The 11,281-nt window shown below is 75.3% G+C and carries 6 protein-coding genes; 5 read left to right on the plus strand and 1 reads right to left on the minus strand.

Translation table 11 applies throughout. The features are described from left to right. Positions 1-211 precede the first annotated feature (211 nt). Positions 212-976 carry a peptidoglycan recognition protein family protein gene (locus ACZ7LK_RS32190; protein ID WP_392277511.1) on the plus strand — a complete coding sequence of 255 codons (765 nt, stop codon included), beginning with the start codon at positions 212-214 and terminating at the stop codon, positions 974-976. Positions 977-1,000: 24 nt separating this feature from the next. Here the strand turns inward: ACZ7LK_RS32190 and ACZ7LK_RS32195 are convergent, their stop codons facing one another. Continuing rightward, entirely contained in the window at positions 1,001-1,825 is an 825-nt protein-coding gene (locus ACZ7LK_RS32195; protein ID WP_471144635.1) for a CAP domain-containing protein, read from the minus strand. A 339-nt stretch (positions 1,826-2,164) separates the two neighbouring features. Between ACZ7LK_RS32195 and ACZ7LK_RS32200 the strand changes: the two genes are divergently transcribed. From ACZ7LK_RS32200 to ACZ7LK_RS32215, 4 genes are read left to right on the plus strand one after another with little or no spacing between them, the layout of a single operon-like run. Further along, the gene (locus tag ACZ7LK_RS32200) at positions 2,165-2,422 is read left to right on the plus strand and encodes a phosphopantetheine-binding protein (protein WP_392277509.1); all 258 of its coding nucleotides are present in this window, start codon (positions 2,165-2,167) and stop codon (positions 2,420-2,422) included. Beyond that, positions 2,419-4,101, plus strand: a complete 1,683-nt coding sequence (locus tag ACZ7LK_RS32205) for an amino acid adenylation domain-containing protein (RefSeq protein ID WP_471144636.1) — start codon at positions 2,419-2,421, stop codon at positions 4,099-4,101. Before ACZ7LK_RS32200 ends, ACZ7LK_RS32205 begins: the two co-directional genes overlap by 4 nt. After that, complete coding sequence (locus ACZ7LK_RS32210) at positions 4,098-8,807, plus strand: non-ribosomal peptide synthetase family protein (RefSeq protein ID WP_471144637.1); 4,710 nt, start codon at positions 4,098-4,100, stop codon at positions 8,805-8,807. Before ACZ7LK_RS32205 ends, ACZ7LK_RS32210 begins: the two co-directional genes overlap by 4 nt. Positions 8,808-8,844: 37 nt before the next feature. After that, complete coding sequence (locus ACZ7LK_RS32215) at positions 8,845-11,064, plus strand: NADP-dependent isocitrate dehydrogenase (protein ID WP_471144638.1); 2,220 nt, start codon at positions 8,845-8,847, stop codon at positions 11,062-11,064. Positions 11,065-11,281 lie beyond the last annotated feature (217 nt).

Here is an 11,281-nt window from a genome sequence, read left to right on the forward strand (position 1 = left end):
GCCCCGGGCCCGTGCGCCGTTCGCCCCGCATCCTCGCCCGTGTGCCGTTCGCCCCGCGCCCGCGCCGTGCCCCGTTCCGCCCCGGGGTCCAGCCACTCGGAGCAGTCCGGCGGGCGGGGCGGGCCGCCGCCGGGGACGATAGCCGTGGGCCCGGCCACCGGTGGGGATGCGGCACACCGCGAGCCGCGTGCCGACGAGCGGAGGGTGGAGCATGGAGCTGCTGCGGAGGCGTCGGAGCCGTAGCTCGGCCGCGCTGGCGGTCCTTCTGCTCCTCGCCGCGACGTCCCTGTGGCTCAACCCCGCCGGTTCGCCGCTGGGCAGTGCCTCCTCGGCGCCCGAGCGCAAACGGGCACACCCCGCCCTGCACCAGGGGCCGCGGCCCGCGATCGTGCCGCGCCGGGCCTGGCACGCCGAGAGCGTGGACACCGCGCCCGGCGCGCGGTACGCGCCGTCCGTGAAAGCGGCCGTCATCCACCACACCAGCACCCCGAACGGCTACGACTGCGCGACCGTGCCCCGCACGCTGCGCGACGTGTACGCGGGCCACGCGTACGGCAGGGACTGGGACGACATCGGCTACAACTTCCTCGTCGACGCGTGCGGCACCATCTACGAGGGACGGGCGGGCGGGGTCGACCGGCCGGTGATCGGGGCGCACACCAAGGGCTTCAACGAGGGAACCGTCGGTATCGCGGCCATCGGGACGTTCACGCGCGGGGAGAAGGTCCCCGAGCCGATGCTGGACGCGATCGCGCGGCTGATCGCCTGGAAGCTCGGGCCCCGGGGACCCGATCCGCGCGGTCGGGTCACGCTGGTGTCCACGCACGACGAGGCGCGCTACCCGAAGGGCACCAAGGCGCTCCTGCCGGTGGTGGGCGGGCACATGGACGGCTACCCCACCCGCTGCCCGGGAGCGGCGCTGTACGCCCTGCTGCCCGACATCGGTGTGCGAGCGGCCCGGATCCAGCGGCGGTGAGACGGACGGAACCCCGTCCGCCGGTCAGCCGGCGGCACCGAAGTCCTGCACCCACCAGGGGCCGTTCGACCGGAGGCTGACGCCCACACCGATGTCCGTGAAGCGGCAGTTCATGACGTTCTTGCGGTGGCCCTCGCTGGCCATCCAGTCCCGTACCGCGCGGGCCGGGCTCCTGGGTCCGCGGTGGATGTTCTCGCCCCAGGCGCGCCAGCCGTAGCCCGCGGCCTCCATACGGTCGCCCGCGTCGTGCCCCCCGGGGCCGGCGTGCCCGTAGTAGCCGCGCGCGGCCATGTCGTCGGCGTGGCCCTGCGCGGCGGCCCGCAGCCGTGGGTCGACCCGCAGGGGCGCGCAACCGGCCTTGGCACGAGCCGCGTTGGTCAGGGCGACGACCCGCCGGGCGTACTCGGCGGCCGCACCGCGCGCCTCCGCGCCTCCCGCTTCGGCGCCCACCGCCCGGGGCGTGTTCCACGGGACCGCCGGCGCGACGGCCGGCTCGGGCGCGACGGGTGCGGCGGGCGCGGAGGGGCGCGTGGGCGTGGTGGGTGCGGAGGAGCGCGTGAGGGTGGCAGGGGCGGAGGAGTGCGTGGGGGTGGCGGGGTGCGTGGGGGCGGGGGGGTGCGTGGAGGTGGCGGGGTGCGTGGGGGCGGGGGCCGGGGCGGAGGCGGTCGGGCCGGTGTCCCCACCGCACGTCAGGAGGGTCCCGGTCACCAGGGCGGCGGACGCCGCCGTACCGGCGACCAGGGCCCCGGCGCGGCGGCGCGCCCGACGGCGTCCGGGCGCGGTCACCGGGCGCGTTCCGGTCCGCCGTCCGTCGGCGTCGCGGCGGTCGTGCGGGGGGCGCTGGGGCACGGTGACTCCGTTCTCCGCCGGTGACCGCCGGCCGGTCCGGCACGGACGAGAACGGGCGCAGCGACGGCACGAGCGCTTTCTTCGGACAGGGTCCCTACGGGGAGAGGCCTTCCGTACGGGCCTTCCCCGGAAACCGTCCAGCCGCGTGAACGACCTCATGGGGGGACGGTTCACCACCCGGCCGCCCCGCCGTCCGGCGCCCGCCCGCGCCACTCCGATCGAGCCACCTATGGTGCAGGATGTGCCAAGGCTCGCCGGGCCCGTCCGACAAGACCCGTCCGGCGGAGGCGGATTCGAGCCGAGAGAGCAGAAGGGACCCCCAGGGTGTCAGCCCCGCACGTGAGCTTTGAGAGCGCTTCGCCCACCGACCAGGTGGTGGCCGTCGTGCTGTCCGTGGTGGCCGAGGTGACGGGCTCCGGGCCCCATCGGCTGACGGACAGTTTCTACGACTTCGGCGGCACCTCCCTGGACGCGATACGCATATGTCTGAGGGTCGGCCGGGAACTGGACGTGGAGGTCCCGCCGGAGACCCTGCTCGACAGCGAGGACCTCGGCGGCTTCGCCTCGGCCGTGGCCGCCGTACGGGACGCCCGGTGACCGGCGCCGTGGTGGCCCCCCGGGCCGCCGGCGCACCGGCGGCCACCTCGGGCGGGCCGCCGCTCATCCACCGGGCGGTCGAGTGGCACGCGGCGCGCCGACCGGACGCCGTGGCCCTGGTCGACGGTGCCCGGCACGTCGGCTACGCGGAGCTGGACGCGGCGGCGGAGGTCTGGGCGGCCGCGCTGCGGGTCCGGGGCGCGGGGCCGGGCACGTTCGTCCCGGTCGTCCTGCCCCGGTCGGCGACGCTGGTGGCGGTCCTCCTGGGCGTCCTGAAGTCCGGTGCGGCGTACGCCGCCCTGGATCCCGGCTGGCCCGCGGAGCGGCTGCGCGCGGTGGCCGGCATGCTCGCACCGCGAGTGGCGGTCGTACCGGACGGGTGCGACTGGTGGGACGGCTGGGACCGCCGGGACGGCCGGGGAGACGGGGGCGGCGGGAACGGCGCTTCGCTGTGCGCCCCGGCGGCGCACGGCCTCCTCCCCCGGGACGCGGCCGGGGCTCCGCCCGTACCCGGGGAGGAGGAACGGGACGCGGCGCCGCCCGTGGTGGACGGCGACAGCCCCGCGACGGTCTTCTTCACCTCCGGCACCACCGGCCGCCCCAAGGCGGTGGTGTCCCCCCACCGGGCCACGCTCAGCCTGTTCGACGGCCGCTTCGCCCCCTTCACCTCCGACGGCCCGGACCGTCCGGTGATGCCGCAGGCCGCGCCGGTGTCCTGGGACGGTTTCACCCTGGAGACCTGGGGTCCGCTGATCAGCGGCGGGACCAGTGTGCTCCTCGACGGCGGCTTCCTGCTGCCCGGTACGCTGCGCGGCCTCGTCGCGCGGCGGGGCGTGGACACGGTCTGGCTCACCGCGTCCCTGTTCCACCTCTTCGTCGACGAGGACCCCGGCTGCTTCGAGGGGCTGCGGCACGTGCTGACGGGCGGCGAACGGCTCTCCGCGGCCCGGGTGCGCGCCTTCCTCGACCGCCACCCGGACATCGCGCTGACCAATGGTTACGGGCCCGTCGAGACGTGCGTCTTCGCCACCGCCCGGCGCGTACGCCGCTCCGACTGCGACGTCCCCACCGGGATCCCGGTGGGCGAACCGGTCCCGGGCCGCCGGGTGCACGTCCTGGCGGACGGCCGCCCAGCCGCCCCCGCCGCCCCGGGCTCCACGGGCGAGATCTGCGTCGCGGGCGACGGCATCGCCCTCGGCTACCTGGGCGACCCGGAGCTGACGGCCCGGGCGTTCCCGACCGTCACCGTCGACGGAGTGCCCACCCGGGTGTACCGGACCGGGGACCTCGGGTTCCGGGACGACGACGGCGTCCTGCACTTCACGGGCCGCGCCGACCGGCAGGTGAAGGTACGCGGCCACCGGGTCGAACCGGAGGAGGTGGAAGCCGTCGTGCGCACCGTCCCCGGGGTGGCCGACTGCGCGGTCGTCCCCGTCCCGGGCCCGGACGGGCAGTACGAGCGCCTGGCCCTGTTCTACACGGAGGCCGGCACCGACGACCCGCCGCCGCCCCGGGCCGTGCGCCGCGCCCTGGCCGCGCTGCTGCCCCGCCACCTGGTTCCGGAACTGGTGCGCGTGACGGCCGCACTGCCGCTCACCGCCCACGGGAAGCTGGACCGTACGGCGCTGCCGCGCCTCCTGGAGCAGGGCCGCGGCGACGGCGGGGAGACCGGCGCATGAGCCTCTACGAGCAGCACCCGATGTCGTTCGAGCAGGAGTCGATCTGGCTCAACGACCAGTTCCAGGCGGGGGCGGGGCGGTACGTCGAGTCCTGGATCCACCGCTTGCGCGGTGACATCGATGTCCCGGCGATCCGGGCGGCGTTGACGGGCGTCGTCGCCCGCCATGAACCGCTGCGCACCGCCCTGGTCCTGGAGGGCGGCCGGACCGTGCAGCGGGTCCACCCGCCCGCCCCGGTGCCGCTGACCGTCCGCGACGTGGGTTCCGGGGAGGCCGGTTCCGGGGGCGCGGGCTCCGGGCAGTTCGGTGCGGGCGGGGTGGACGAGGCGGTCCGGGCGGCCGTCTCCGTGTCCGTGCCCGCCGACCGGCCGCCCCTGCTACGGGCCACGCTGCTGCGCACCGGCGAGCGGGAGGCGGTGCTCGTGGTCGCGCTGCACCACGCGGTCGTCGACGGCTGGTCGTTCCGCCTGCTCGACGAGGAGTTCAGCGAGCTGTACCGGGCCGCCGTCGAGAACCGGCCGCCCCGGCTGCCCGAGCTGCCCGTCACCTTCGGCGCGTACGCCCGGGCGCAGCGCGCGGCCGCGGCCGGGCGGGGCCCGGGGCAGGGGCGGGGGCAGGACTCCGGGCCGTCCGACGAGGCCATGGACTACTGGCGCCGGACGCTGGACGGCGCGCCCGCCGAGTCCACGTTCCCGCTGGACCGGCCCCGTCCGGCCGTGCCGGACCACCGGGGCGGGATGCTCGAGTTCTCGATCGGCCCCGAGTCGGCCGACGCCGTACGCGCCTGCTGCCGCCGGCTCCGTACGACCCCCTTCGTGCTGTTCACCGCCGTACTGACCGCCCTGGTGTCCCGGCTGTCCGGCCAGGACGACATCGTGCTGGGCACCCCGGTCACCCGGCGGGACCGGCTGGAGCTGGAACCGCTGATCGCCTGCCTCAGTGACGTCATGCCGCTGCGCCGCCGCGTCCGGCCCGGGCAGACGTTCCGGGAGCTGGTCGAGGAGAGCGCCGCGTGTGTGCGCGGGGCCATGGCACACCGTCACGTCCCGCACAGCCGCCTGGTCGCGGAGCTGGCGGGCGAGCGGGTACCGGGCCGCTTCCCCCTCTTCCAGGTGGTGTTCACGGTCGACGACGCGGACGCGCCGGGGCTGCGGCTGCCGGGTGTGGCCGCCGAGCGCCTCCACGCGCACAACGGCACCGCCAAGTTCGACGTGTTCCTCGAACTCGTGCCGCGCCGGGACGACGGCGGCTACCGCGCCCTGATGGAGTACGCGACCGGGGTGCTGGACCCGTCGACGGCCCGGCGCCTCGCCGAGCGATTCCTCGCCCTCCTGGCGGACGCCACGGCCGACCCGGACGCGCGCGTGGACGACCTCGCCGTCATGTCCGGGGCGGAGCGGCGGCTGGTGACCCGGGAGCTGACCACGGGACCCGTCCTGGAGGCGCCGGGGCGGGGACGTGCCGAAGGACTCCCCCTGTCCGGCGCCGGCGGGCCGCTGCCCGGCGCCCGGGATCCCCTCCCCGGAGCCGGCGGGCCGCCGCATGCCCATGTGCTCGTCGACCGGACCGCCCGCCGGACCCCGGACGCCCTGGCGGTGGTGGAGGGCGGGCGGGCGCTCACCTATGCGCGGCTTTCGGCCGCCTCCCATGATCTGGCCCGGTGGCTGGTGTCCCGGGGACTGGCCCGGAAGCGGATAGGCATCCGCATCGGCCGTTCCACCGACGCCCTCGTCGCCCTCCTGGGCGTGCTGCGCGCGGGCGCCGCCTGCGTACCCCTGGACCCGTCCCTGCCGGCCCCGCGCACCGCCCACATGGTGCGCGACAGCGGCATCGCCGCCGTCCTGACCACCAGGAGCGCACCCGCTCCCCCGGACACCGGCGTGGCCGTACTGTTCCTCGACGACGTGCCCGCGGACGCGCCGGAGGAGTCCCTGCCCGGGACGTCGCCGGAGGACGTGGCGTACATCGTGTACACCTCCGGCTCGACCGGGCGGCCCAAGGGCGTGGCCCTGCCGCACCGGTCGCTGGCCGTGCTCCTGGACTGGCAGGGCCGTTCGTCGGCCGCGGGCCCGGGTTCCCGCACGCTGCACTTCGCCCCGCTCGGCTTCGACGTGGCGTTCCAGGAGGTTTTCAGCACCTGGGCGAGCGGCGGGACGCTGGTCGTCGCGGACGACGGGACGCGCGGGGACCCGCACCGCCTGCTCGGCCTCGTCGAACGGCACGCGGTCGAGCGGCTCTTCCTCCCCTACGTCGCCCTCCAGCAACTGGCCGAGTACGCCGTGGCCGCCGGGCGTTCCGCGTCCACCCTCCGGGAGGTGATCACGGCCGGGGAGCAGTTGTACGTGACCCCGGCGATCCGGGCGTTCTTCACCACCGCCTGTCCGGGGGCCCGCCTGGAGAACCAGTACGGTCCGTCCGAGACGCACGTGGTCACCGCCCACCGGCTCACCGGCGCGCCCGGCACCTGGCCGGACCGTCCGCCGATCGGGCGGCCGGTACCGGGGAGCAGGGTGTACGTCCTGGACGGCCGGCTGCGGCCGCGTCCGCTCGGCACGGTCGGCGAGATCTGCGTCGCCGGGGACGCCGTGGCCCTCGGCTACCTCTCGGAGGAGGCCGGGACGGACCGCCGCTTCGTGCCGGACCCCTTCCGTCCGGAGCGGCCCGGCGGCCTGCTCTACCGCACCGGGGACGTGGGCTGCCTTCTGCCGGACGGCACGATCCGGTTCCTCGGCCGGGACGACGACCAGGTCAAGATCCGCGGGTACCGGGTGGAGCCGGCCGAGGTCGAGGCCGCCCTCAAGGGGGTGCCGGGCGTGAGCGACGCCGTGGTGCTCGTGGACGGGACGGGCGCGGACGAGCGGCGGCTGGTGGCCTATGTCACCGGGTCGGCTCCCGGCGGGCCCGATCCGCGGGAGGTGCGCGGGGCGCTGCTGGAGCGGCTCCCCCGCCACCTCGTCCCGGCGGACGTCCGCCGCATCCCGGGCCTGCCGCTCACCGCGAGCGGGAAGGCGGACCGGGCGGCGGTGCGGCGGCTGTACGGCCCCGCCGCGGGCCCGGCGCGTCCGGTGCCCGCGGGCCCGGCGCGTCCGGCGCCCCCCGGCCACGCCGCGCCCCCGCCCCCGCCGCCGCCCACCGCCACCGCCCCCGCCGCACCGGCACCGGCACCGGCACCGGCACCGGCACCGGCCGACCCCGCCGTACCGCCGGCGCGTCCAACCGGGGACGCGACGGTCACCACGGCGACCGCGACCACGACGGCCGCCGGAGCGACCACGGCGGCGGCGATCTGGGCCGACGTCCTGCGGACGGAGGACACCGACCCGGACCGGTCGTTCTTCTCGCTGGGCGGGGACTCCCTGCTGGCCGTGCGGCTGTCCGTCCGCCTCCGTACCGAGCTGGGGCTGGACGTCCGCCCCGCCGACATCGTCGCGGCCCCGACCCTGGGCGCGCTGACGGCCCTGGCCACCGCGCGCGGGCGGGCCGTCCCGGCCGTGGGGCCGGGCACGCTGGACGCCGACGTCGTCCCCGCGCGGGAGGTGGTGCGGGTCGCCGGCGACCCCGGCCATGTCCTGCTGACCGGCGCGACCGGGTTCCTGGGCGCGTTCCTGCTGCGCGACCTGCTGGACCGGACCGGCGGGGTGGTCCACTGCCTCGTACGGGCCGGGGACCGGGCCGCCGCGGACAAGCGCCTCCGGGTGACGCTGGAGCGGTACGGGCTCTGGGACGACGCCCGGGCGCACCGCGTCGTGGCGGTGCCCGGGGACCTGGCGCTGCCGCGGCTGGGGCTGGCGCCGGACCGGTTCGACCGGCTGGCCCGTACCGTCGACGTGGTGTTCCACGCGGGTGCCGAGGTGAACCTCGCGTACGGCTACGAGCGGCTGGCGGCGGCCAACGTCGGCGGGACCGCCGAGGTCCTGCGTCTGGCGGCCGCGCACCGCACGGTCCCCGTGCACCACGTGTCGACCGTAGGGGTCTTCCCGCCGTCCGGGCCGCCGGCGGGCCGGGTCCCGCCCGGGCACCCGCTGGGGGACGTGGCGCTGCTGCGCAACGGGTACGCCGAGTCGAAGTGGGTGGCCGAGACGCTCGTCGCCCGGGCGCGGGAGCGGGGCCTGCCGGTGACGGTGTACCGGCCGACCCGGATCGCGGGCTCCAGCACGACCGGGGCGTGCCAGACGTCCGATTTCCTGTGGCTGCTGGTCAAGGGCTGCGTCGAGGCGGGGCTCGCCCCGGGCGACTACATGTCGGATTTCGACCTGGTGCCCGTGGACCACGTCAGCGGGGCGATCACCGTCCTGGCCGCCGACCCGGCGGCGGCCGGGGGGACGTTCCACGTCTCCAGCGAGCGGCTGCGCCCGTTCACGGAGGTCGTGGCCCGCCTGCGGGCCCTGGGCTATCGGCTGGACGACGTCCCGCTGGAGCGGTGGCACCGCCATGTGGAGCGGCACCCGGGCAACGCGGCGTACCCGCTGCTGGGGCTGTTGCCGCCGGCGGGCACGGCGGCGCCGCGCGAGGCGGCCTCCCCGGTGTTCGACTCCTCCGCCACCCGCCGGGCGCTGCGCGGCTCCGGAGTGGTGCCGCCGGACGTGGACGACGCGCTCTTGGCCCGCTGCGTCCGCTTCTTCGTGCGCGAGGGGTTCCTGCCGCCGCCGCCCGGCGGAAAGGAGCCGGACCCGTGTCGAGAAGACGTCGATCACGAGATATCTTGATGTCGAGCAATGTTGCAGACGTGGAGCGGAGCACCCGGTGACTGACTCGACCATCATCTACACACACACTGACGAGGCCCCGGCCCTGGCCACGCACTCGTTCCTGCCCGTGATCGAGGCGTACGCCTCGACGGCCGGGGTCAGCGTGGAGACCCGGGACATCTCCCTGGCCGGGCGGATCATCTCCGGCTTCCCGGAGTACCTCCAGGAGGGCCAGCGCATCGACGACGCGCTCGCCGAGCTCGGTGAGCTGGCCAAGACCCCCGAGGCCAACATCATCAAGCTGCCGAACATCTCGGCCTCGATCCCCCAGCTCAAGGCCGCGGTCGCCGAGCTCCAGGAGCAGGGCTACGCGCTGCCGGACTACCCGGACGACCCGAAGACGGACGAGGAGCGGGACATCCGCGCCCGTTACGACAAGGTCAAGGGCAGCGCCGTGAACCCGGTGCTGCGTGAGGGCAACTCCGACCGCCGTGCCCCCGCGTCGGTCAAGAACTACGCCAAGACCCACCCGCACCGCATGGGCGCGTGGACCGCCGAGTCGAAGACGAACGTCGCGACGATGGGCGAGAACGACTTCCGCTCCACCGAGAAGTCCGTGGCCATCACCGAGGCCGGTGCGCTGCGCATCGAGCTGGCCGGTGACGACGGCTCCACCACGGTCCTGCGCGAGTCCGTGCCGGTCCTCGCGGGCGAGGTCGTCGACGCCTCCGTGATGCGCGTCGCCGCGCTGCGCGAGTTCCTGACCGCGCAGGTGGCGCGCGCCAAGGCCGAGGGCGTGCTGTTCTCCGTGCACCTCAAGGCGACCATGATGAAGGTCTCGGACCCGATCATCTTCGGTCACGTCGTACGCGCCTTCTTCCCGAAGACGTTCGCGAAGTACGGCGAGACGCTCGCCGCGGCCGGCCTGACCCCGAACGACGGTCTCGGCGGCATCTACAAGGGCCTGGAGGGCCTGCCCGAGGGCGCCGAGATCAAGGCGTCCTTCGACGCCGAGCTCGCCGAGGGCCCCGAGCTCGCCATGGTGGACTCCGACAAGGGGATCACCAACCTGCACGTCCCGTCCGACGTCATCGTCGACGCCTCGATGCCGGCCATGATCCGCACCTCCGGCCACATGTGGGGCCCGGACGGCCAGGAGGCCGACACCCTGGCCGTGCTGCCCGACAGCAGCTACTCGGGCGTCTACCAGGTCGTCATCGACGACTGCCGCGCCAACGGCGCCTACGACCCGTCCACCATGGGCTCCGTCCCGAACGTCGGTCTGATGGCGCAGAAGGCCGAGGAGTACGGCAGCCACGACAAGACCTTCGAGATCCCCACCACGGGCACGGTCCGTCTGGTCGACCAGGCCGGCAACGTCGTCCTGGAGCAGGCCGTCTCGGCCGGCGACATCTTCCGCGCCTGCCAGACCAAGGACGCGCCGATCAAGGACTGGGTGAAGCTCGCCGTCACCCGCGCCCGCGCCACCGGCGACCCGGCGGTGTTCTGGCTGGACGAGACCCGCGCCCACGACGCCGTGCTCATCGAGAAGGTCCGGCGCTACCTGCCGGAGCACGACACCGAGGGCCTGGACATCCGCATCATGTCCCCGGTCGAGGCGACCAAGCTGTCCGTCGAGCGCATCCGCCGCGGCGAGAACACCATCTCGGTGACCGGCAACGTGCTGCGTGACTACCTGACCGACCTCTTCCCGATCCTCGAGCTGGGCACCAGCGCGAAGATGCTCTCGGTCGTCCCGCTGATGAACGGCGGCGGCCTGTTCGAGACGGGCGCCGGCGGCTCCGCCCCGAAGCACGTCCAGCAGCTGGTCAAGGAGAACTACCTGCGCTGGGACAGCCTGGGTGAGTTCCTCGCCCTCGCGGTCAGCTTCGAGCACCTCGCCCAGACCACGGGCAACGCCCGCGCCCAGGTCCTGGCCGACACCCTGGACCGCGCGACCGCGACGTTCCTCAACGAGGACAAGTCGCCGAGCCGTCGCCTGGGTGGCATCGACAACCGCGGCAGCCACTTCTACCTGGCCATGTACTGGGCGCAGGAGCTGGCGAAGCAGACCGACGACGCCGAGCTCGCCAAGGCGTTCGCGCAGCTTGCCCAGACACTGACCGAGCAGGAGCGGACCATCGTCGACGAGCTGATCGCGGTCCAGGGCCGGCCGGCCGACATCGGCGGCTACTACCACCCGGACCCGGCCAAGGCCGCGGCGGTCATGCGCCCGTCGGCGACCTTCAACCAGGCGCTCGCGACCCTGGCCTGAGCCGCGGCGGTACCCCGCCCGCACGCCACTGCATGACGGGACCGGCCCGTCCGGTACGACCGGACGGGGGGGGGCTGTCGCACCGGGGGGGGGGGAGAGGGGGGGGTGGGTGGGCGGGGGAAGGGGCAGAGGTTTGCCCGGGGGGGGGGGAATGTTTTTGGGGGGGGGGAAGCTCTTCCGTCTCTATTCTCCCTGCCTGCGGAACGTCGTCATTGCC

It is taken from the genome of Streptomyces sp. NPDC039423, from assembly GCF_055598725.1.

Coding starts and splice junctions, on each gene's coding strand:
- ACZ7LK_RS32210 (WP_471144637.1), top strand. CDS start 4,098: ATGAGCCTCTACGAGCAGCACCCGATGTCGTTCGAGCAGGAGTCGATC.
- ACZ7LK_RS32190 (WP_392277511.1), top strand. CDS start 212: ATGGAGCTGCTGCGGAGGCGTCGGAGCCGTAGCTCGGCCGCGCTGGCG.